Here is a 21355-nt window from a genome sequence, read left to right on the forward strand (position 1 = left end):
TTCTTTTTTTGAAAGTCTATGTATATATATAATTCATAGTGAATTTTTATACAGAAAGATACAGTCGAATTCAAGGAGGAAATAAGAATGACAAAACAAAAATTGATTTTAGCGTATTCGGGTGGACTCGATACTTCAGTCGCCATCAAATGGTTGAGCAAGGATTATGACGTCGTCGCATTATGCATGGACGTCGGCGAAGGAAAAGATTTGTCAGTCATCAAAGAAAAAGCGTTACTTGTCGGAGCAATCGAATCCATCGTTCTTGATGTCAAAGACGAATTCGCAAATGACTTTGTTTTGCCGGCCCTTCAGTACGGTGCGCATTATGAAGGAGCCTATCCTCTGATTTCCGCCTTATCTCGTCCATTGATTGCTGAAAAACTGGTCGAAGTGGCTCATGCCCACGGTGCCACAGCAGTCGCCCACGGCTGTACCGGAAAAGGAAACGACCAAGTCCGGTTCGAAGTTTCGGTTGCAGCACTCGATCCGTCACTCGAAGTCATCGCGCCGGTTCGTGAATGGAAATGGTCACGTGAAGAAGAGATCGCTTATGCGAAAGAAAATGATGTGCCGATTCCAATCAATCTCGACAGTCCATATTCAATCGACATGAACTTATGGGGACGCAGTAATGAATGTGGCGTTCTTGAAAATCCATGGACAGAGCCACCGCAAGATGCCTATGCCCTGACAGTTGCACCGGAAGACGCGCCGGATCAAGCGGAAGAAGTCATCATCGGTTTTGAAGCAGGTGTCCCGGTTTCAATCAATGGTACAGAGTATCCGCTGGCAAAACTGATTACCGAACTGAATATTATCGCCGGTGCACATGGCGTCGGACGGATTGATCATGTCGAAAACCGTTTGGTCGGAATCAAGTCACGTGAAGTCTATGAGTGCCCGGGTGCAACGGTCTTACTGAAAGCACATGCAGCCCTTGAGACCATCACATTGACGAAAGATGTCGCACACTTTAAACCGATTCTCAGCAAACAATATGCAGAAACGATTTACAACGGATTGTTCCATGCTCCGCTGACGAAAGGGCTCAAGGCCTTCTTGACGGCAACGCAACAGGACGTGACCGGCGAAGTCCGTGTCAAACTCTATAAAGGGAATGCAACCGTTACAGGACGTCAGTCAGCCGTTTCATTGTACGACGAGAAACTCGCGACCTACACAAAAGAAGATGCCTTTGATCACGAAGCAGCGAAAGGATTCATTAAATTGCATGGTCTTGCGATTGCGACACATGCCAGTGTCCATCGTCAGGAAGGCGTGAAAAAATGACGAAACTATGGGGCGGACGTTTTACGGAAAGTGCTTCCGCTCAAGCGGAAGCCTTCGGCGCATCGATTTCATTTGATCAGAAATTAGCCGCCGTTGATTTGCAAGGGAGTCTTGCGCATGCACAGATGTTGTATGAACAAGGGATTCTTGAGAAAACCGAGTGGCAACAAATTGAAGCCGGGCTGAAACAGTTACAAACGACACTCGATCAGCACGTCTACACGACGGTTGACGAAGATATCCACATGAATCTTGAACGGTTGCTGACGGAACAGATTGGTCCCGTTGCCGGGAAGCTGCACACGGCGCGCAGTCGAAACGATCAGGTCGCGACTGATTTGCATCTCTGGATGGAACAACATGTTCTCGAACTCCTGACCAGCATCCGTAATCTGCAATCCGTCATTACGGAACAAGCGGAGCAACATGTCGAGACGGTCATGCCGGGTTACACCCATCTGCAGCGGGCACAGCCGATTTCACTGGCACATCACTTGCTCGCTTACTTTTGGATGTTTGAACGGGATGCCGATCGGTTGACGGATAACTTAAAGCGGATCCGGATGTCGCCGCTCGGTGCAGGGGCACTGGCGGGAACGACTTTCCCGATTGACCGGTTCAAGTCAGCCGAGCTGCTTGGTTTTGAACAGGTCTATCCGAATAGCCTGGATGCGGTCTCGGACCGGGACTTCGTCATCGAGTATCTCGGTATCGCCTCAACAGTGATGATGCACTTGTCACGCTTTTGCGAAGAAATCATCATCTGGGCTTCACAGGAGTTTTCATTCATCGAATTATCCGACGCGTTTTCAACGGGATCGAGTATGATGCCACAGAAAAAAAATCCGGATTTCGCAGAACTGATTCGCGGTAAAACAGGACGTGTCTATGGTAACCTGATGGGCTTCCTGACGACGATGAAGGCTCTTCCGCTCGCTTACAATAAAGATATGCAAGAAGATAAAGAGGGTGTCTTTGATACCGCTGATACGGTGTTACAATCCGTTCAAATTTTTACAGGCATGATCGAATCCGCTACGTTTAAGACAGAAGCGCTCAAGAAGGCGACGATGCAAGACTTCTCGAATGCAACGGAACTGGCAGATTATCTGGTCACAAAAGGGATTCCGTTCCGGGAAGCGCATGAAATCGTCGGGAAAGCCGTCCTACATTGTGTGCAGAGCGGATGTTTCTTAAAAGATTTGACGCTGTCGACGTATCAGACGTTCCATCCGGTCATTGCGGAAGATGTATATCCGTTGCTCGATCCGGTTCAAGCCGTCGCACGACGGGGAAGTTACGGCGGGACCGGTTTTACAGCCGTCCGGGAACAACTCACATTAGCGAAGAAGTACCTTGAAAAATGATAAAATTCAAAAAAAGTTTGGCAAATCACTGGATTTAACAAAAAATGTTTGCTATAACTGTAACTAACAACCGACAGATAGAGGCGCGGATGACATCAGTAGCAACACTTACAAAGGCAAGCATGCCAAGTGATGTGAAAGGGGAAATCCGCCGAAGTGAACAGGAAAATGCTTTTTCCTGATTGCTGGTACAACGGTTAAGATCCGTTGTACTGCCGAAACCCACGTTTCGGAGCGCTATCTTACGTAAAAGAACGAATGACACTGTCATCGTTTGTCCGATCGTGATAACGACGGGCCGTAGGAACGCTCCTACCGGCCCGTCGTTTTTTTCTGTTTCGGGACAAAAGGAGATAGGATTGTGACAACTGTACTTAAATTTGGTGGTAGTTCGGTTGCGACTGTCGAACAGATTCAGTCAATTGCGAATTATTTGAAGAATCGGACGGATCAAGGGGAGAAATTAGTCGTCGTCGTATCAGCGATGGGGAAAATGACGGATTCATTGATTGCCCAAGCACAAGCGATTACCGACCGGCCGGAACGGCGCGAACTGGATCGTCTGCTTGCAATCGGAGAAGAACAGACGATTTCGTTACTCAGCATCGCGCTGAATTCACTCGGGACAAAAGCCTTGTCGCAAACGGGAGCCCAAGCCGGCATCAGTACGATGGGGCTGCATACGAAAAGTAAAATCAAACAAATCGACGGTGAACTGCTCCGGAAAAAACTTGAAACCTACGATGTGATCATCGTCGCCGGTTTCCAAGGGGTCAATGAACTGGGGGATGTCACGACACTCGGACGCGGCGGATCAGATACGACAGCCGTTGCCTTAGCAGCCGTCCTTGATAAACGTTGTGAGATCTATACGGATGTTGACGGTGTCTATACGGCAGATCCACGGATTCATGCTGCAGCGCAGCCGATTCCGCACATTTCATACGATGAGATGATGGAAATGAGTGCTCTTGGCTCAAAAGTCATGGAGATGCGCAGTGTCGAACTCGGTAAAAAATACGGCGTCCACATCTTCGTCGGAAAAACACTAGAATCGAAAAGAGGGACTTGGATTATGGAGGCAACGGAAACGATGGAACAGAAAGCAGTAACGAGTGTCAGTGTGACGAAAAACGTCCTGACGGTATCAATCAAACACGTTCCACAGACGAATTCAGCGGTCGCGGATATCTTTGAACTGTTGTCAGGTCGCCACGTCAACATTGATATGATCAGTCAGACGACGTTTGACAGTGACATCTTCCTTTCCTTCTCTTGTCCGTTAGACGAAGAAGAGTTTTTGGAAGAGGCCTTGCAGGATATCATCAATCGTTTCCCGACCGTCAAAGTCGATCGTCATAACCAACATGCCAAATTATCGGTCGTCGGAATCGGCATGCGGGACGCAACCGGCGTCGCTTCGAAATTATTTGCGATTTTCCGGGCCGAAAACATCACGTTTTATCAGGTTACAACATCAGAGATCAGCATCTCATATACGATTGCCCAAGCTGACATCGAACGGACCGTCGCAGCAATTGCTCAAGCATTCGACCTGTAAGGAGGAAATCATATGTATCATGTCGCAGTCATTGGCGCAACCGGCGCCGTTGGTCAAAAAATGTTACAAGTCCTGGCGGAACTCGACTTTCCGGTTCGTCAGATTTCAGCGTACGCTTCAGCCCGTTCTGCCGGGAAAACCGTCCAGTTCAAAGGACAGGACGTCACGATTCAAGCATTATCGGAGCAGATTACGGAAGACGGCATCGATGTGGCGCTGTTTGCAGCAGGCGGCACCATCAGTGAGCAGTATGCACCGTTACTGGCTGCAGCAGGCACACTGGTCGTCGACAATTCAAGCGCCTTCCGGATGCAGGCCGATATCCCGCTTGTCGTACCGGAAGTGAATCCGCAAGCAATCGGACCAAATGACCGTTTGATTGCCAACCCGAACTGTTCGACGATTCAATCGGTCGTCGCCCTGGCGCCGCTTCAACAATTTGGTTTGAAACGTGTTAACTATACGACGTATCAAGCCGTGTCCGGTTCCGGTCAAAAAGGAATCGAGGATTTAGCCCGCGGCAGCCGCGGCGAAGAACCGGTCAATTATCCGCATCCGATTCACGATAACATTCTGCCGCATATCGATGTGTTCTTACCAGACGGTTACACGAAAGAAGAACAGAAAATGATTGACGAAACACGAAAAATCTTCCAGCTACCGGAGTTACCGGTCAGTGCGACATGTGTCCGGGTTCCGGTCACGAATTCGCATTCTGTCGCCATCAACGTGACATTCGAGCAGGAGACAAGCGTTGCCGCCATCCGTGCCTCATTAGCGGAAGCACCAGGCGTCATTCTCGTCGATGATGTCAGTCAAAACCAATATCCGATGCCGCTTGATGCAAGCGGAACAGATGACGTCTATGTCGGACGGATTCGTCAGGATAAAAGTCTTGCCAATACATTCCACATCTGGTGTGTCGCCGATAACATCCGTAAAGGGGCCGCTTCGAACGCTGTCCAGGTAGCGCGTCAAGCACTTGAAAGTTCAATCCATTCTTAAAAAACGGGGAGGAATCGATATGTTTAAAGGAGCAGGAACAGCACTGGCTACACCATTTACATCAACCGGTGAGCTGGATTTAGCGGTATTTGAACAACTGATCGAACAACAACTCGCAGCGAATATTCAAGCGTTAGTCGTCGGAGGGACGACCGGAGAAGGGTCAACGTTGACGAATGAAGAGTTTGAAACATTACTGGAAACGGCAGTCCGTGTGACAGCCGGACGTGTACCGGTCATTGCCGGGACCGGAACGAACAATACGGCACAGACGATTGAAAAAACACAGACGGCAGCCCGACTTGGTGCTGATGCGGCAATGCTTGTCACACCTTACTACAATAAGACATCACAAGCAGGACTCGTCGCCCACTTCACGGCGGTTGCGGATGCAGTTGATTTGCCAATCATGCTCTACAATGTTCCGTCACGGACAGGGGTCGCGATTTCCGTCGAAACAGCCGTCACACTTGCCAAACATCCGAACATCCAAGCGTTTAAAGAAGCAAGCGGTGACGTCAGTTTCATGGGCGAATTGATGACGGCCTTACCCGCTGACTTTGCGGTCTTCTGTGGCAACGATGATCAAATTCTTCCTTATATGGCATGGGGGGCACAAGGCGTGATTTCCGTCTTGTCGAATCCATACCCGGCAGAAACGCAGGCGCTTGCAGAAGCGTTACTGGCAAACGACTATGTTACGGCACGACGGATTCAAAGTGATTTGATGCCTGTCATCTCCGCGTTGTTCAGCGATGTCAATCCGATTCCCGTCAAAGCAGCGCTCGAAGAAATCGGACTGGCGGTCGGAGCACCGCGTCTGCCGCTCGTCCGTCAGTCGGAAGCGGGACATGCGCATCTGCTTGAGATGATGCGGAGTTACAAAGGAGTGGTTGGATGAAACTCGCCATTCACGGATACGGGGCAACCGGACATTTCGTCCACGAACTGGCACCGGATGCTGTCGTCGCCGTCATCGATAAAACGAAAACGGCGGATCAGGTCCCGTCTTACGGTACGCTTGCCGAAATGACGGAGTCGGTCGATGCGATCATTGATTTTTCGCATCCGAGTCTTTTGCCGGACTTGCTTGCTTATGGGATTAAAACGAAGACACCACTCGTCATTGCGACGACGGGTTTCTCGGAAGCGGAACTGCAGACGATTCGCGATGCTTCGACACAAATTCCGATTTTCCAATCGTATAACATGTCGTTTGGAATCGCGATGATGCAACAGCTGTTAAAAACACTCGTTCCGCTCGCCGGAGCATTCGACATCGAACTGCTTGAGAAACACCACAATCAAAAAGTCGATGCACCGAGCGGGACGGCGGAGCTGTTGCTCCGGACCATCCAGGATTTACGAGATGTCCAACCGGTCTACGAACGGGAGTCGACGCGTGAGAAGCGGGAGCCAAACGAAATCGGCATGCACTCGATGCGTGGGGGAACGATTTTCGGCGAACATGAAGTATTGTTTGCGGGCGTCGATGAATTGATTGAAATCAAACACACGGCGTTATCAAAAAAAGTATTCGCTTCAGGTGCCATCAAAGCGGCGGAAGCGCTCATTCAAAAATCAGCGGGACTCTATACACTGGAGACGCTTTACACACAGGAGGATTCACATGTTATTAACTGATGCTTATGAAATTGCAAAATTCATTAAAGATGCTAAAAAACAAACACCGGTTAAACTGTACGTCAATGGTGACTTGGCAGGACTGACGATTGAAGGAGCGACGGCATTCGGAACGGATCAATCAAAAATTTTCTTCGCTGATGCAGGACTTGCTTCAACTTTCTTAGAAGAATATGCAGACCGGATTACTGAAGTGCATGTCGAATATGACCGCCGCAACAGTGCCGTGCCGATGCTTGATACACGTCATTTGAATGCCCGGATCGAACCGGGTTCATGGATTCGCGATCATGTCGTCATCGGCGATAACGCGGTCATCATGATGGGCGCAATCATTAATATCGGTGCATCAATCGGAGATGGTACAATGATTGATATGAACGCTGTTGTCGGAGCACGTGGCACAATCGGCAAAAACGTTCATGTCGGCGCCGGTGCCGTGGTCGCAGGGGTTCTTGAACCACCTTCAAAAACACCGGTCATCATTGAAGATGGTGTCTTAATCGGAGCGAATGCCGTCATCCTAGAAGGTGTTCGTGTCGGAAAAGATGCGGTCGTCGCAGCAGGCAGTGTCGTCACAGAAGACGTTCCTGCAGGCAGCGTAGTGGCTGGTACGCCAGCACGTGTCATCAAACAGAAAGATGCAAAAACAGCAGAGAAGACGCAACTGGTGGATGATTTACGTTCACTCTGATTGACGTCGAAGAGGAGGAAAACACATGGCAGTGGATACACAGTATGGAGAAGCAATTTGGTTAGACGGGGTTTTTCATGATCCAAAAGAGGCAAATACGAGCGTCATGTCCCATGCGATTCATTACGGAAGCGGATTTTTTGAAGGCATCCGTGCGTATGCGACACCGGATGGTCCGGCGATTTTCCAATTGACGGAACACATTGAACGTCTGTTCCGCAGTTGCGCGTTCTATCACGTGACGATTCCTTATACAGTGGAAGAACTTGTTCAAGCGACGATTGATCTGGTCGCCAAAAACGGCTTTGAGTCTTGTTACATCCGCCCGTTTGTTTTCCTCGGTACACCGTGGCAGGCATTGATGGCAAAAGATACGACGGTACACGTCGGGATTTCTTGTTGGGAACTTGGTGAATACTTCGACAAAGGTGCCGGTATCCGGGCAAAAGTTGCTTCGTATCGCCGCGTTTCGTCGACAATGATGCCGATGCAGGCAAAAGCTGCCGCCAACTACATGAACTCGCAACTCTTAAAAGGAGAAGCACTTCGCGACGGATTTGACGAGGCGATTGCTCTTGATATGAACGGAAACGTCAGCGAAGCGAGTGTTGCCAACTTGTTCATGTTGAAAAACGGGACAATCTACACGCCTTCACTCGATTGTTCAGTATTAGACGGAATCACACGCCAAGTCATCATGCGTTTGGCACAGGATCAAGGCTATCCGGTCGTCGAGCGTCATATCGGCCGTGATGAGTTATACGTTGCAGACGAAATCTTCTTAACAGGTACGGCTGCAGAAATCACAAGTGTCGGTGAAATTGATCATATCGTCATCAACGGCGGAACACGGGCTGTCGCAGATGAGTTACTTGATCTTTACCGTCAAGCAGTCTCGGGTCAACTGCCACAATATGCATCGTGGTTGACTTACGTGACACCAGCCATCGCAGAATAATGAGTTCACGAACTATTGTTACCATCGATCGGGAAGCGGTGCGGCATAATGTCGCATCGGTTTTCGCCCGGTCCAATAAGCAGATTTTTGCCGTCGTCAAAAACAATGCTTACAACTTAGGAATGATTGAAATGGTTGCCACATTGATGGAAGCCGGTGTCCGGCATTTCGCAGTGGCAGAAGTCTACGAAGCAATTGAAATCAAAACGAATTTTCCAGACAGTTATGTCCTGGCGATGAATCCGGCATCGTACTTCAAAGAAGTCCGATTGCACGGAGTAGCGCTCGGAATTCCTTCGCTCGACTGGCTGCAACGCCATCAGGCGGATTTATCGGGAATTGAACTTCATCTAAAAATAAATGTCGGGATGAACCGTTTTGGTGTCAGTTCGCTTGAGGAAGCGCTAGCAGTTCTTGAAACCGTACAGGAACAGGAACTGATATTGACGGGTCTCTATACGCATTTCCCGCTAGCCGATGAGCCGGGAGCCGATCATGACGGTCAAGTCGAACGATTCCTCAAAATCGGGAATCCGTTACAGGAGAAACACACATTCACGTACATTCATGCCGAAAACAGCGCGACGATCGTCAAACATGATCCGCGGCTGGCCTGCTGTAATTATGTCCGGCCCGGCATCTTCCTGTTCGGTTACTCACCGATTGAAAAAATGGACTGGCTCGTGCCCTCGCTTCGGATGACGACGGAAGTCGTTGAGATTCGTCAAGTGGAAGCAGGCGAACACGTCGGCTACGGTACGTCGTATACGGCACCGACAGCGATTCGTGTCGCCGTTCTGCCGGTCGGCTACGGGGACGGGGTCGTTCGCGGACGATCTTCACTGCCCGTCATCATCAACGGGAAACGTTATCCGATCATCAGTAAGTTATTCATGAGTCATACGTTCATTGCCGTGGATTCGACGGTTGAAATCGGAGATAAAGTGGTGTTATATGGCGATGGTATTGAAATCGATGATATCACCCGGACCGGGACAGCTAATAATTCGGAGCAGATGTGTGCCCGTTCGTGGCGTTTGACACATCGTTATTTATAAGGGGGAATTCAGATGTACGGAAGCCGATATTTGACGGAACAAAACAATGCACTACAGATTGACGGGATGGAAGCAACAAAGCTCGCCGAACAATACGGGACGCCACTCTATATCATGGCAGAACGTGAATTGACGGACCGTCTGGCGACTGTACGCGATGCCTTTTTAGAAAAATATCCGAATACGTATGCCTCGTTTGCTTCTAAAGCCTTGACGATTGGTGCCGTATATCAGCAAGTCGTCAAACACGGTCTTGGAATCGATGTCGTAACGGGCGGTGAACTGTTTATTGCCCGCAAAGCGGGTGTGCCGGCGGAACGGATTTATTTCCACGGCTCGAACAAGTCGACACAGGATTTACGGTACGCTGTCGAAGAAGGTGTCGGTAAGATTGTCATCGACCATTACGGAGAAATTGCTCAACTCAATCAGATTGCCGCAGAAGCGTGTCAAACGGTCCACGTCCTGATTCGGATCGTGCCGCAAGTCATCGGTGGTGCACATACGAAAATTCAGACGGGCGGTGTCGATACGAAGTTCGGGTTCTCGACGCATGATGATTCGTATTTGGAAGCCGTCGAAGCTGTTTTAGCGGCGGAACATCTAGCGTTACTCGGTATTCATTGCCATGTTGGTTCACAAATCCAAGAAATTGAACTGTTTGAACGGACAGCCCGGACGATGATGGGATTCGTCGAAACGATTCGTGAACGGACATCCTTCATCGCAAGTGAAGTCAATCTTGGCGGCGGATTCGGGATTGCCTATACGCAAGACGATCAACCGCTTGATTTTGAACAAACGATGGAGCGGGTTATGTCGATCATCGATGAAGAGACGACACGTCTTGCGATCGATTGTCCGCGAATCGGGATTGAACCGGGGCGGTGGGTCGTCGCAAATGCCGGGACGACGCTTTATACGGTCGGTGCCATCAAGGAAGTGCAAGGTGTGAGAACGTATCTATCCGTTGACGGCGGAATGGCGGACAATATCCGTCCTGCTTTATACGGGGCGGTGTATGAAACCGTCATCGCGAATCGGATCGAAGGAGAAACACGTCATGTGACCGTTGTCGGTGCAGCGTGCGAATCAGGGGATTTAGTTGCCGAATCGGCTGATCTGGCCGAACCCGTCAGTGGAGATACATTAGCGGTCTTCGGGACAGGAGCTTACAACTATTCGATGGCAAGCAACTATAACCAATTTTTACGACCGGCTGTCGTTTTTGTTAATCAAGGTGAATCGCGCGAAGTCGTCCGTCGCCAGACGTACGACGATTTGATTCAATGTGATCTTGGTCTGAAAAATATTCCGTCGTCTTAAGAACTGAAATCATTCAAAAAGCATCCGCGAAATTGAACTGCCCCATAAAAGTTGGACATGAAAATCCAACTTTTATGGGGTGTTTTTTATGGTCAAATATACGAAGGCGTTTAAAATCCAGGTCGCTGAACGTTATCTGACGAGACGATCTTCGATCCTTCCTATACAACCCACTCGCCGACATTTAAACTGGAGGTATTAAATGACATAGCGACCAACGGGCTGTCCCGCATAGAGGCGGCTATAAAATACCGAATCTCCTCCCCAGGGATGATCTCGAACTGGCGATCAACGTATGAACGGGAAGGGGTCGAGGGTCTGGTCGCCAGACCGAAAGGACGTGCCCCGATGGCGAGACGCAAAAAGAATCCTGAAGAGATGACAGAGGTTGAGAAGCTCAAGGAGCGAATCGAGTACCTCGAGATGGAGAACGCTGCGTTAAAAAAATTGAGAGCCTTGGTTCAAGAAGAGAACGCGCGACGAACCGGATCAAGGCGCAAGTGATCGACGAGTTGCGGGCGATCTATCCCGTCCCGGGACTCCTCCGCGTGCTCGGTATGGCCCGAAGCGTCTACTACTACTGGCGGACGCGCCTGACGGGCGAAGACAAGTATGCGGAGGTGAAGGCAGCCATCCATACCCTCTTCCACGAACACGAGGGGCGATGTGGCTATCGTCGCATCCACGCACTCCTCGAACGCCAGGGCTTCCGGCACGACCCGAAGACCATACGCCGTCTCGAACGAGCTCGGGCTTAAGTGCCTCGTCCGCATGAAGCGATACCGCTCCTATAAGGGGCGAGTCGGGAAGGTCGCGCCTAACCTTCTCCAACGGGACTTTAAGGCCTCCGGCCTGAACCAGAAATGGGTGACCGACGTCACTGAGTTTCACCTCTTCGGGGAGAAGCTCTACCTCTCGCCGATGATGGACTTGGGAAACCGTGAGATCATTGCCTATACCATGTCGGACCGTCCCACATACCAATTCGTCGGCGAAATGTTGGACCAGGCAATCAGAAGGCTCGATGGAGAAGCCCAACCAATCCTCCATTCCGACCAAGGTTGGCATTATCAATACCGAGCGTTCATCGATACGCTCCACGAGCACGGCATCACGCAAAGTATGTCCCGTAAGGGAAACTGTCTCGACAACGCAGCCATCGAAAGCTTCTTCGCCGTGCTCAAGTCAGAGCTCCTATATCTCAAGGAGTTCGATGACATGGACCACTTCAAATGTGAGCTCAAGCATTATATCGAGTACTATAACCATCGTCGTATTAAGAGACGACTAAAAAACCTGAGCCCGGTGGAATACCGGACTCAGGTCCTCAAGGTCGCCTGACGAATTATTTATTGTCTAACTTTTTTGGTTCAGTTCAAAGACCGGGACGCTTTTGTGTTACTTCGGAATGACAAGGACTTGCCCGACGGAAATCAAATTGACGTTAGTGATTTTATTGGCACTGGCAAGAGCGGTGACCGTCACGCCATACTTCGTTGCAATGGAATATAACGTGTCACCGGCTTTGACAGTATAGGTGACGGTTGTCGTCGGAGGAGATGTAGTTCCGGGAATAATCAGGACTTGGCCGATTTTAATCAGGTTGTTGGAAATGTTATTTGCTCTAACGAGAGCAGTAACGGTGACGCCATATCTTTTAGCGATGGAGTACAAGGTGTCTCCAGCTTTGACGGTATAAGTTTTGCTGATGGTCGAAGGAAGCTTCAACAATTCAGAAATCGTGACGAATTTGTATCCTTTGGTTTTGAGCTGGGAAATCATTGAAGGAAGTGCAACCGGTGTGCCAGGTGCTCCCGCCCCTGTATGCATCAGTACGATGGACCCGGGGACAATGTTTGGAACGACACGCGCTAAAATAGCTTTTGAACTGATGCCTTTCCAGTCAGTGGTATCGATGTTCCATTGAATTGTTTTCGTATATCCGGCATTACCGACAGCTGCAAGGACAGCGCTGTTGCTCGCGCCAAACGGTGCGCGGAAAATCGGTTTAGTCGTCCGCCCGGTCAATGACTTGATTAGCGTTTCGGTTTTTGATAGTTCGCTCGTCATTTGCGTGGCAGTCAATTTCGTAAAGTCAGGGTGCGTGTAAGAGTGATTTCCAAGCTGATGCGTTGGAGTTGCAGTAGCGATGTTCTTGATCAATTGCGGGTGGTTTTTAGCACCGGTACCTGTCAGGAAAAAAGTCGCTTTGACATTGTTACTTTTTAAGATGCTCAAAATCTTAGTGATGTTTCCACCATCTGCTCCGTCATCAAACGTCAACGCGACGACTTTACTCGTCGTCGATCCTTTTGTGACAAACGTCGAACTGGCTGCATCTGCGGTCAAACCATAACTAAAGAAAGGAAAAAGCGATATTAACACTATCATGATGATCCGAATCCATTTCCCGTGCATGTTGTACGTCGCCTCCTTTTTCCAGGATGACTGCGTCTCACTTGTCTCTACTTATCTATTACCCTTTTTGAGTAAAAAAACTAAAAAAGAAAGAAAATATTCCCGAATTTTTATGATCTTAAACGAAATAAGCTCAAAAACTTGTTTGATGACCAAATAAATGGGGAACATATAATATATGAAAATAGTAAAAGGAGTGGAAACGGATGATTGAATTTAAAAACGTCGGTAAGCAATTTAAAGACAACGTTGTCTTAAAGGGCTTGACGCTCGAAATCAAAGAGGGCGAGCTGGTTGTATTCATCGGACCGAGTGGATGTGGAAAAACGACATCCTTAAAAATGATCAATCGTTTGATTGAACCCTCGTCGGGGACGATTTTAGTGAATGGAAAAGACATCATGAAGACCGATACGATTGAATTACGCCGGCATATGGGATATGTCATCCAACAGACCGGTCTTTTTCCGCACATGACTGTCCGGGAGAACATCCAATTGATTGCCGGACTTGAAGGGAAAGACCACGATCAGATGGATATTCGAACGGAAGAGTTGCTGCAAATGGTCGGTCTTGATCCAAAACAATTCATTGACCGTTACCCGAGTGAACTCAGTGGTGGACAACAGCAACGCGTCGGGTTTGCCCGTGCCTTAATGAATGACCCGGACGTCATCCTGATGGATGAACCGTTCAGTGCGCTTGATCCCGTCACACGAAATGACCTCCAAGAAGAATTATTCAACCTCCAGGAAGAAGTCAAGAAGACGATTGTTTTCGTCACACATGATATGGATGAGGCGATCAAGCTGGCTGATCGGATTTGTATCATGCGCGATGGGGAAATCGTTCAGTTTGATACACCGGAAGAAATCTTACGTCATCCGAAAGACGAATACGTCGAATCCTTTATTGGGAAAAATAAGATTTGGAGCAGTCCGGCGTTCATTAAAGCAGAGGACATCATGATTGAAGATCCTGTCTCGATCAGTGGGAAACGGACTCTGTTGCAGGGGATTGAAATCATGCGGGGACGTAAAGTCGACAGCCTGTTGATCACAGACCGCGATCGTATCCTCCAGGGAATCGTCAAACTGAAGAACATTCAAACGGCTCCTGATAAAGGTGTCCGGATTGAAGACGTCATGGAAGGGGAGCTGGTTGCTGTTGATGAGCAGGACTCCTTGCTTGATGTACTTGAAGTCATGAACCATGAAGAGACAGGGTATCTGCCGGTAACAAATAAATCAGGACAATTACGTGGATTAATTACAAGAAGTAGCTTGCTTTCCGTCTTGAGTGAGCAGTTCATTCAGGAGGAGGAAGTTCAATGAATGGATTTTTAGATTATGTTCAAAATAATACCGGTCAAATTTTTGACTTATTGCTCGAACACTTACAGTTGACTGTGTTGGCAGTCGTCATTGCCGTTGTACTAGGAATTCCAATCGGTATTCTCATCACGCGGTATCAACGTTTTGCGAAGCCGATCCTTGCATTGACAAGTGTCGTTCAAGCTGTGCCAAGTCTTGCTTTGCTCGGGTTCCTGATTCCGTTCATCGGAATCGGTTCAACACCTGCTATTATCATGGTCGTTCTCTACTCACTGCTTCCGATTGTCAAAAACACGTACACCGGGTTATCAAGTATTCCGGGAGACATGCTGGAAGCAGCGAAAGGAATCGGGTTAACGGATCGTCAGATTTTGGGTAAAGTTCAAATTCCACTGGCGTTACCGATCATGATGGCCGGAATTCGGATCTCTGCCGTGACGGCTGTCGGTCTGATGACGATCTCTGCCTTCATCGGTGCAGGTGGACTGGGGTATCTGGTCTTCTCCGGTATTCAAACTGTTGATAACAATCAGATTCTTGCCGGTGCCATTCCTGCAGGCATCTTAGCATTAGCGATTGATTTCATCGTTAGCCGGATTGAGTATTCCGTCGCGCCGAACGGAATTCCGCTTGCGGACGGTCGGGTGAAAAGCAGAGCCCGTAAACGCCGGAAAGCAATGTCGGCCGGAAAGAAAATTGCAATTGCAGCGATTGTTTTCCTATTGATTGGCGGAACCGTTGCCTATTCGTTCTTAAAAACGGATAAAATCGTCATCGGTTCAAAAAACTTTACGGAACAATTGATTTTAGGAAATATGTTAGCCGATTTAATTGAAGATAAAACCGATTTGGAAGTCGAACGCCAGCTCAATCTCGGAGGCACAAAAGTTGCCTATGGAGCGCTTGAAACGGGTGAAATCGATGCCTATGTCGAATATACCGGTACATTATTGATTGATGTCCTGAAACAAAAACTGGAAACCGATCCGGAAGCCGTCTATAAGAAGGTCGGAAAAATGATTCCGGAAAAGAGCCAGGTTGATGTTCTGGAGCCAATCGGCTTTAACAACACGTACGCTCTTGCGATGACAAAAGAAGATATCAAAAAATATGATTTAAAAACGGTCTCTGATATGGCGGGCGTCAGTAATCGCCTCATTTTAGGATCGACGATTGAGTTTGCGAACCGCGAAGATGGATACCTCGGATTGAAAGAGAAATATCCTGATATGAAATTCAAAGATGTTCAGCCTGTCGATGGTGGTCTTCGTTATACTGCATTGACAAATGGAAAAACAAATGTCATCGACAGCTTCTCGACAGACGGCTTATTGAAAAAGTTTGATCTGACAGTTCTTGAAGATGATAAAGAATTTTTCCCACCGTACTATGCAGTCCCGATTGTACGTCAAGAAACGCTCGAAGAACATCCGGAACTAAAAGAAGTCCTGAACCTGTTGAAAGATAAGATTACGGATAAAAAGATGCAGGAATTGAACTTTAAAGCCGATGTTGAAAAAGAACGCCCGGAAGATGTGGCACGTGAATTCTTGATTGAAGAAGGATTAATTAAAAAGTAAAACAAAAGAGAGCCGAGGCGGGAATCCGCTTCGGCTCTTTATCATGCGCGCTGACGCGCTATATCGTTTTGGAAAATAGGTAATCCTGGTGGTAGATCATTATTTTTTGATTCGACTAGCGAGCCAAGCGCGAACTGTATTTTGCTGAATCATACATGTTCTTCCTCTCTTGATTGAATTATTCCTAAACTCAAGGACTTTTGCTCGGCATCGTTAACAATACGTGCTTGTAACTCTTTCGTCAACCCATCTGTTTCATATACGGGTAAAGTCGGCAAACCGTAACTTGGATTATTTGTGGATGAAAACAAGTCAGCCATTAACCGTTCTTCGAACAATGGTGTCATTTTAAATCCTCCTCCGTCGTGATTCCTGCCTTACATCTACAGTGTAAGGGAAAGATGTAAACAGGATAGAAGAGAATTGTTAAAAACAGGTGAACTTTGTAAGCGTTTTCACATTGTCGTCAAATCTTCTTTTACCGGCTCACAGTCAGTAGCATACTGTTGACCACGTTTGACGTATTTCCGAATGGTCCGTTCCATGATGAACCGGTCATGGTCGTTGATCTCACGAACGATTTTTGCCGGAACACCCATGACCATCGAGTTCGGAGGAACGACCATTTTAGGTGGAACGAGACTTCCTGCTGCAACGAATGCACCTTGTCCAATTTCGGCTTCATCCAAAACCGTCGCCGACATTCCGATCAAGGCACCTTGACGAATGATTCCCCCGTGGATCATCGCCATATGTCCAATCGTGACATCATCTTCAATGATCGTCGGATAGCCTTCATACTGATGAATCATCGATCCGTCCTGGATATTGACACGTTCGCCGATTTTAATCGGTCCCTCATCTCCGCGGATGACAGTGTTGAACCAAACGGTCGAATCCTTACCGATTTCAACTTCCCCGATGACCTTAGCGCCGTCCGCGATATAGACACTTGGGTCGACGTTTGGAACCAATTGACCTACACGATATTTCATATCTGTTCCTCCATTTCATTTTGAACTGTACGTTTTCATCTTGACGGCTTGAAAAATAAATTGCAACTGCTTCCAAACTAATTGTAAGATGGTAAAAATACCGTTCACAACAGGAGGAAACAGGATGAATCAGACAGTTCGGGCACGACTTATTACAATCGCCGCCAAAAAAGAAAAAGCGGCGGTCGTCTACAAGGGGATTCAAGTCATCGATGTGATGACCCGCGAGACGTATCAAGCGGATGTCGCAGTGGATTCCGGTTACATTGCCGCAGTCGGCGACGGATATGAAGGAATCGAAACGATTGACGGAACAGGTAAATTCATTGCGCCGAGCTTCATCGACGGACACGTCCATATCGAGTCATCGATGGTGACACCAAGTGAATACGAGCAAGCGATTTTACCGCTCGGTGTAACGACCGTCATCGCCGACCCACATGAGATTGCAAACGTAAAGGGAGCGGAAGGGCTCCAGTTCATGTTGGACGATGCAGAAGGACTATCGCTTGACGTGCGAATGATGTTACCGAGCTGTGTTCCGGCGACGTCATTTGAACATGCCGGAGCGTCGCTCGATGCAGCGGCACTCGAACCTTTTGTTAATCATCCGGGAGTGCATGGCTTAGGGGAAGTCATGGACTATCCTGCTGTCGAACGGGCTGATCGTGATATGCTGAAAAAAATTGAACAAATCGAGAGTGCTGGTAAACTGGTCGATGGTCATGCCGCAGGACTTGGCGCACGTGAATTGAATATCTATGGTGTAGCAGGTATTCGGACGGATCACGAAGCAGTCAGTAAACAAGAGGCAATTGAGCGGGCACGTCGCGGATTATACGTCGAAGTCCGGGAAGGATCGGCTGCCCGGAATCTCAAGGAAGTGCTCGACGCAGTCACGGAAAGCAATGCCGGTCGATTCCTTTTCTGTACGGACGATAAGCACCTGGACGACACGTTACGTGAAGGAACGATCGACTATAATATCCGCTATGCCATACAGCACGGTATTAAGCGTGAAACGGCCTATGCAATGGCTTCTCTTCATGCAGCTAATGCGTATCAACTAAATGACCGTGGAGCAATCGTACCGGGACGTCGTGCGGACTTTGTCATCTTGCAGGATGCCGATCAAGTGATCATTGATGAAGTGTTTGTCAGTGGAGAGCCGGTCGCCCGAGCCGGTAAAACAATCATCTCATCCCAAAAGATAGCGGTACCGTCGACATTGCGCGGCGAACTGAAAACGAAGCCGATCACGGATCAAGTTTTTGAATTAGTATTAGAAAAACCGAAAGCGCATGTCATCGGAATCATCCCGAAAAGCATTGTCACGGAACATTTGATTTTGGATGTGCCTTTACAGGACGGGAAATTTGTCCCCGTCCCGGAACAGGACTTATTGAAAATCGCCGTCATCGAGCGTCATAATGCGACCAACTTCTCAGCAGTCGGCATCGTTAAAGGGTTTGGCATGAAACGAGGTGCCATTGCGGCGACGGTCGCCCATGATTCGCATAACCTTGTCATCGTTGGAACATCGGATGCCGAGATGAAACTTGCGGCAGAGCGTCTGATTAAGGCGGGTGGAGGTGTCATTGCGGTCAATGGGACAGAAGTTCTGGCGGAGTTGCCGCTTGAAATCGCTGGATTGATGACGAGTCGTCCTTTCCAGGAAGTCGGAGATACACTCGAAGCGCTCAATGATGCACTTGATGTATTAGAAGCCGACCGTTCCTTTAATCCGTACTTGACGATGTCGTTCCTCTGTTTGCCTGTCATCCCGAATCTGAAGTTAACGGACAGCGGATTGTTTGACGTTAAAACGTTCCAACATATTGCAGTACAAGCTTAAATGAAAAGGTAAAGTCCACGAAAGGTGATGACGTGGACTTTACCTTTTCTTAATAGTTTTCCGGTTGAATCATTATTTGATCCTTGTTATAGTAGGTCTTATATCTTTGTGAAAAGTGTAGCTTAATGAAACTTTTCAGGAGGATACTCCGTAGAAAAGAAGAGAACAATCAGAAAGGACAGATTCAATGGATAAGTCATATTTTGAAGGTCATGAAAAGTTGATTGCTGATGTATACCGTTCGTTTATCGACCAGTTTCATGAGTTACCAAACAACCGGCGTACAAAACGTCAGTTACGAAATCTTGCATTTTCAGTGATTCGACAGGCTGGTCCGACCTATCAGGAACGAACCATCTTATACGCATTTTTTGCTGAATTTTTCCGTGCTGTCGAAGAAGGACAGCGGGAAGAAATCGAATTTTATAAACAAATCGCACAGTAAAGACCCCGATCGGCTCCGGCAGAAGGGGTCTTTGTTGTATACAAAAACCGGTCACCAAGGGAAGCCTGGTAACCGGTAGGAGGATACTTATTTTACTTCCATCCATTTGAAGCTCATGTCTGCTCCGAATGGGTGACGATATAGTTTGTCGATGTTCGCACGTTGCAAGTATGCTTCACCTTTTTGGTAGATTGGAGCAATCGCATAGTCTTCTGCCAAGAGCATTTTTTCAGCCTCTTGAAGCGTCGACCAACGTTTTGCTTCATCCGGCTCTGCTTTTGCTTCTTTAATCATCTTATCGAACTCTTTGTTCGAGTATTCCATACGGTTAAAGCTTCCGCCTGTTAACCACATATCGAGGAACGTCATTGGATCCTGGTAGTCAGGGCCCCAACCGGCAGCAGAGATGTCGTAATCGCCTTTAGACTCGAGGTCCAGGAAGTTTTTGAACGGTTGTTGCTTGATGTTGACCGTAAGACCCGGTAAGTTTTTCTCGAGATCACCTTTTAAGAATTCAGAAACTTTCTTGAAGGCATCTTCATCACGTGACAACATATCGAGTTCTACTGTTTTGACACCGAGTTCTTTTAGGCCGGCATCCCATGCTTTTTTCGCTTCTGTTGCATCAAAGCTTTGGAGATCTGGATATTTGGCACGGAAATCTTCCCCATCCGGTGTGAATGTAAAGTCTTTTGCGACGATGAAGTTAGCCGGTTTTGAACCGTCATTTAAGATGACGTCTGTAATTCCTTGTTTTTCAAAACCAAGTGCAAGCGCTTTACGGATGTTTTCGTTTTTAAGTGCTTTATTTTTTTGGTTGAATCGGAGGAAGTTGATCCGTGCATCTGGACGTGTCTTGTAGTTGTCGGATTTTTCGTATTGTGAGACGAACTCCGATGTGATAGGTGCGAAGTCGACGTCTTTCGACTCGAACAAGTTGACACCAGTCGAAATTTCTTTAACGACTTTTACATCGATTTTTTCCATTTTGACGTTTGCTTTATCCCAGTAATCCGGGTTTTTCTTATATGTCCAACCGGAATTAGATTGCCACTTATCCAAAATGAATGGTCCGTTGAAGAGCATCGAGTCGACGTTTGTCGCAAACTTGTCGCCTTTTTCTTCGACAAACGATTGCTTGAGTGGTAAGTAAGTAGGGAAACTTGTCAATCCGAGGAAGTATGGAGCCGGAGCTTCCAATTGCACTTCAAGAGTTTGATCGTCTACTTTCTTGACACCGAGCGAATCGAGTTCTGCTTCACCGGCTAAGATTTTGTTAGCATTTTTTAAATCCTGAAGGATGTATGCGTACTCTGCTCCTGTTTTTGGATCGAGTGCACGTTTCCAAGAGTAGATGAAGTCGTCTGCCGTAACAGCTGAACCATCTGACCACTTGGCATCTTTACGGAGTTTAAATGTATATGTTTTCTTATCATCTGATACTTCGACACTTTCTGCGATTCCGGCAGTCGGTTTGTTGTCGCCGTCAAGACGGTAGAGACCTTCAAAGACGTTGTTCGTAACGATGATGGATGTTGAGTCCGTTGTTTTTGTTGGATCAAGTTGTGGCACATCCGTAGTCGAGATGAGTGTCACCTCTTGTTTCTTTTCTTTTGAGGAAGAAGAGTTTCCATCTGATTCATTGCTTTGGCCACAAGCTGCTACTGCGAGCAGCGCCATGCTGGATAGTCCAGCAAAGGCAATTTTAGTTTGTTTCTTCATGTGAAAGATGACCCCCCGATTAGATTGAAATGATTTCAGAAAAGTGTGAACATAATGTAAATTTAAGTGAAAGCGAGTAAAAATGCAACATAAATTTTCT

The 21355-nt window shown here is 47.8% G+C and carries 21 protein-coding genes, 1 pseudogene and 1 riboswitch; of the genes and pseudogenes, 18 read left to right on the forward strand and 4 right to left on the reverse strand.

The genetic code is table 11. The features are described 5' to 3' along the window. The first annotated feature begins 87 nt into the window (after nucleotides 1-87). The 14 genes and pseudogenes from AC3IRK_RS02620 to AC3IRK_RS02685 all read left to right on the forward strand — a co-directional run bounded on the left by AC3IRK_RS02620 (nucleotide 88) and on the right by AC3IRK_RS02685 (nucleotide 12247). Nucleotides 88-1293, forward strand: a complete 1206-nt coding sequence (locus AC3IRK_RS02620; protein ID WP_489170381.1) for an argininosuccinate synthase — start codon at nucleotides 88-90, stop codon at nucleotides 1291-1293. Then, nucleotides 1290-2660 carry an argininosuccinate lyase gene (gene argH, locus AC3IRK_RS02625; RefSeq protein ID WP_131973672.1) on the forward strand — a complete coding sequence of 457 codons (1371 nt, stop codon included), beginning with the start codon at nucleotides 1290-1292 and terminating at the stop codon, nucleotides 2658-2660. The genes AC3IRK_RS02620 and argH overlap by 4 nt, the downstream gene beginning before the upstream one ends. Before the next feature lie 70 nt (nucleotides 2661-2730). Next, nucleotides 2731-2908: riboswitch (Lysine riboswitch) on the forward strand. 113 nt (nucleotides 2909-3021) lie between these two features. Beyond that, entirely contained in the window at nucleotides 3022-4221 is a 1200-nt protein-coding gene (locus tag AC3IRK_RS02630; RefSeq protein ID WP_026829277.1) for an aspartate kinase, read from the forward strand. A gap of 12 nt (nucleotides 4222-4233) precedes the next feature. Beyond that, nucleotides 4234-5226 (forward strand): aspartate-semialdehyde dehydrogenase, encoded by a 993-nt coding sequence (locus tag AC3IRK_RS02635; protein ID WP_131973671.1) that lies wholly within the window; start codon nucleotides 4234-4236, stop codon nucleotides 5224-5226. Nucleotides 5227-5245: 19 nt separating this feature from the next. Then, nucleotides 5246-6127 (forward strand): 4-hydroxy-tetrahydrodipicolinate synthase, encoded by an 882-nt coding sequence (gene dapA, locus AC3IRK_RS02640; RefSeq protein WP_131504472.1) that lies wholly within the window; start codon nucleotides 5246-5248, stop codon nucleotides 6125-6127. Next, entirely contained in the window at nucleotides 6124-6870 is a 747-nt protein-coding gene (dapB, locus tag AC3IRK_RS02645; RefSeq protein ID WP_214766593.1) for a 4-hydroxy-tetrahydrodipicolinate reductase, read from the forward strand. The genes dapA and dapB overlap by 4 nt, the downstream gene beginning before the upstream one ends. Beyond that, on the forward strand, nucleotides 6857-7564 hold the full coding sequence (gene dapD / locus AC3IRK_RS02650) for a 2,3,4,5-tetrahydropyridine-2,6-dicarboxylate N-acetyltransferase (protein WP_026829273.1): 708 nt from the start codon (nucleotides 6857-6859) through the stop codon (nucleotides 7562-7564). The genes dapB and dapD overlap by 14 nt, the downstream gene beginning before the upstream one ends. 25 nt (nucleotides 7565-7589) lie before the next feature. Continuing rightward, nucleotides 7590-8522, forward strand: coding sequence for a branched-chain amino acid transaminase (locus AC3IRK_RS02655; RefSeq protein WP_131504474.1), 933 nt, complete (start codon nucleotides 7590-7592; stop codon nucleotides 8520-8522). Then, on the forward strand, nucleotides 8522-9580 hold the full coding sequence (alr, locus tag AC3IRK_RS02660) for an alanine racemase (RefSeq protein WP_131504475.1): 1059 nt from the start codon (nucleotides 8522-8524) through the stop codon (nucleotides 9578-9580). The genes AC3IRK_RS02655 and alr overlap by 1 nt, the downstream gene beginning before the upstream one ends. Before the next feature lie 12 nt (nucleotides 9581-9592). Continuing rightward, entirely contained in the window at nucleotides 9593-10906 is a 1314-nt protein-coding gene (lysA, locus tag AC3IRK_RS02665) for a diaminopimelate decarboxylase (RefSeq protein ID WP_426354720.1), read from the forward strand. A gap of 189 nt (nucleotides 10907-11095) precedes the next feature. Continuing rightward, a pseudogene (locus AC3IRK_RS02670) lies at nucleotides 11096-11236 on the forward strand (helix-turn-helix domain-containing protein); the annotation flags it as partial. Nucleotides 11237-11254: 18 nt separating this feature from the next. Further along, nucleotides 11255-11410 (forward strand): hypothetical protein, encoded by a 156-nt coding sequence (locus AC3IRK_RS02675; RefSeq protein WP_489170382.1) that lies wholly within the window; start codon nucleotides 11255-11257, stop codon nucleotides 11408-11410. A 53-nt stretch (nucleotides 11411-11463) separates the two neighbouring features. Next, a complete protein-coding gene (locus AC3IRK_RS02680; protein ID WP_489170722.1) occupies nucleotides 11464-11664 on the forward strand; it encodes an IS3 family transposase in 201 nt (66 codons plus the stop codon). Continuing rightward, entirely contained in the window at nucleotides 11573-12247 is a 675-nt protein-coding gene (locus tag AC3IRK_RS02685) for an IS3 family transposase (RefSeq protein WP_489170383.1), read from the forward strand. Before AC3IRK_RS02680 ends, AC3IRK_RS02685 begins: the two co-directional genes overlap by 92 nt. A gap of 57 nt (nucleotides 12248-12304) precedes the next feature. Here AC3IRK_RS02685 and AC3IRK_RS02690 read toward each other — a convergent pair whose 3' ends face one another. Next, nucleotides 12305-13324, reverse strand: a complete 1020-nt coding sequence (locus AC3IRK_RS02690) for a LysM peptidoglycan-binding domain-containing protein (protein WP_131504302.1) — start codon at nucleotides 13322-13324, stop codon at nucleotides 12305-12307. A 206-nt stretch (nucleotides 13325-13530) separates the two neighbouring features. Here AC3IRK_RS02690 and AC3IRK_RS02695 point away from each other — a divergent pair, with 206 nt between their 5' ends. Both AC3IRK_RS02695 and AC3IRK_RS02700 read left to right on the forward strand, forming a co-directional pair. After that, nucleotides 13531-14658: an ABC transporter ATP-binding protein gene (locus tag AC3IRK_RS02695; RefSeq protein WP_114596923.1), complete on the forward strand. Its 1128-nt coding sequence runs from the start codon at nucleotides 13531-13533 to the stop codon at nucleotides 14656-14658. Beyond that, nucleotides 14655-16238, forward strand: coding sequence for an ABC transporter permease/substrate-binding protein (locus AC3IRK_RS02700; RefSeq protein ID WP_131504300.1), 1584 nt, complete (start codon nucleotides 14655-14657; stop codon nucleotides 16236-16238). Before AC3IRK_RS02695 ends, AC3IRK_RS02700 begins: the two co-directional genes overlap by 4 nt. A 149-nt stretch (nucleotides 16239-16387) precedes the next feature. Here AC3IRK_RS02700 and AC3IRK_RS02705 read toward each other — a convergent pair whose 3' ends face one another. Both AC3IRK_RS02705 and AC3IRK_RS02710 read right to left on the reverse strand, forming a co-directional pair. Further along, the gene (locus AC3IRK_RS02705; protein ID WP_012369402.1) at nucleotides 16388-16585 is read right to left on the reverse strand and encodes a hypothetical protein; all 198 of its coding nucleotides are present in this window, start codon (nucleotides 16583-16585) and stop codon (nucleotides 16388-16390) included. A 108-nt stretch (nucleotides 16586-16693) separates the two neighbouring features. Next, complete coding sequence (locus AC3IRK_RS02710) at nucleotides 16694-17233, reverse strand: gamma carbonic anhydrase family protein (protein WP_131504299.1); 540 nt, start codon at nucleotides 17231-17233, stop codon at nucleotides 16694-16696. A gap of 124 nt (nucleotides 17234-17357) precedes the next feature. On the opposite strand from AC3IRK_RS02710, the gene ade reads away from it, so the two are divergent. Both ade and AC3IRK_RS02720 read left to right on the forward strand, forming a co-directional pair. Beyond that, on the forward strand, nucleotides 17358-19088 hold the full coding sequence (gene ade, locus AC3IRK_RS02715; protein ID WP_131973662.1) for an adenine deaminase: 1731 nt from the start codon (nucleotides 17358-17360) through the stop codon (nucleotides 19086-19088). Nucleotides 19089-19275: 187 nt separating this feature from the next. Next, nucleotides 19276-19533, forward strand: a complete 258-nt coding sequence (locus AC3IRK_RS02720) for a hypothetical protein (protein WP_131504297.1) — start codon at nucleotides 19276-19278, stop codon at nucleotides 19531-19533. 87 nt (nucleotides 19534-19620) lie between these two features. Here the strand turns inward: AC3IRK_RS02720 and AC3IRK_RS02725 are convergent, their stop codons facing one another. Beyond that, nucleotides 19621-21255 (reverse strand): peptide ABC transporter substrate-binding protein, encoded by a 1635-nt coding sequence (locus AC3IRK_RS02725; RefSeq protein ID WP_131504296.1) that lies wholly within the window; start codon nucleotides 21253-21255, stop codon nucleotides 19621-19623. Nucleotides 21256-21355 lie beyond the last annotated feature (100 nt).

It is taken from the genome of Exiguobacterium sp. GL_137 (assembly GCF_057834585.1).

Bases quoted from the DNA above. Each gene is read 5' to 3' on its own strand.
- AC3IRK_RS02680 (WP_489170722.1), top strand. From the start codon at position 11,464: ATGGCCCGAAGCGTCTACTACTACTGGCGGACGCGCCTGACGGGCGAA.
- dapD (WP_026829273.1), top strand. From the start codon at position 6,857: ATGTTATTAACTGATGCTTATGAAATTGCAAAATTCATTAAAGATGCT.
- argH (WP_131973672.1), top strand. From the start codon at position 1,290: ATGACGAAACTATGGGGCGGACGTTTTACGGAAAGTGCTTCCGCTCAA.
- AC3IRK_RS02620 (WP_489170381.1), top strand. From the start codon at position 88: ATGACAAAACAAAAATTGATTTTAGCGTATTCGGGTGGACTCGATACT.
- dapA (WP_131504472.1), top strand. From the start codon at position 5,246: ATGTTTAAAGGAGCAGGAACAGCACTGGCTACACCATTTACATCAACC.
- AC3IRK_RS02700 (WP_131504300.1), top strand. From the start codon at position 14,655: ATGAATGGATTTTTAGATTATGTTCAAAATAATACCGGTCAAATTTTT.
- AC3IRK_RS02690 (WP_131504302.1), bottom strand. From the start codon at position 13,324: ATGCACGGGAAATGGATTCGGATCATCATGATAGTGTTAATATCGCTT.
- AC3IRK_RS02710 (WP_131504299.1), bottom strand. From the start codon at position 17,233: ATGAAATATCGTGTAGGTCAATTGGTTCCAAACGTCGACCCAAGTGTC.
- AC3IRK_RS02635 (WP_131973671.1), top strand. From the start codon at position 4,234: ATGTATCATGTCGCAGTCATTGGCGCAACCGGCGCCGTTGGTCAAAAA.
- AC3IRK_RS02705 (WP_012369402.1), bottom strand. From the start codon at position 16,585: ATGACACCATTGTTCGAAGAACGGTTAATGGCTGACTTGTTTTCATCC.
- AC3IRK_RS02675 (WP_489170382.1), top strand. From the start codon at position 11,255: ATGGCGAGACGCAAAAAGAATCCTGAAGAGATGACAGAGGTTGAGAAG.
- AC3IRK_RS02695 (WP_114596923.1), top strand. From the start codon at position 13,531: ATGATTGAATTTAAAAACGTCGGTAAGCAATTTAAAGACAACGTTGTC.
- lysA (WP_426354720.1), top strand. From the start codon at position 9,593: ATGTACGGAAGCCGATATTTGACGGAACAAAACAATGCACTACAGATT.
- AC3IRK_RS02655 (WP_131504474.1), top strand. From the start codon at position 7,590: ATGGCAGTGGATACACAGTATGGAGAAGCAATTTGGTTAGACGGGGTT.
- AC3IRK_RS02720 (WP_131504297.1), top strand. From the start codon at position 19,276: ATGGATAAGTCATATTTTGAAGGTCATGAAAAGTTGATTGCTGATGTA.
- AC3IRK_RS02725 (WP_131504296.1), bottom strand. From the start codon at position 21,255: ATGAAGAAACAAACTAAAATTGCCTTTGCTGGACTATCCAGCATGGCG.
- dapB (WP_214766593.1), top strand. From the start codon at position 6,124: ATGAAACTCGCCATTCACGGATACGGGGCAACCGGACATTTCGTCCAC.
- alr (WP_131504475.1), top strand. From the start codon at position 8,522: ATGAGTTCACGAACTATTGTTACCATCGATCGGGAAGCGGTGCGGCAT.
- ade (WP_131973662.1), top strand. From the start codon at position 17,358: ATGAATCAGACAGTTCGGGCACGACTTATTACAATCGCCGCCAAAAAA.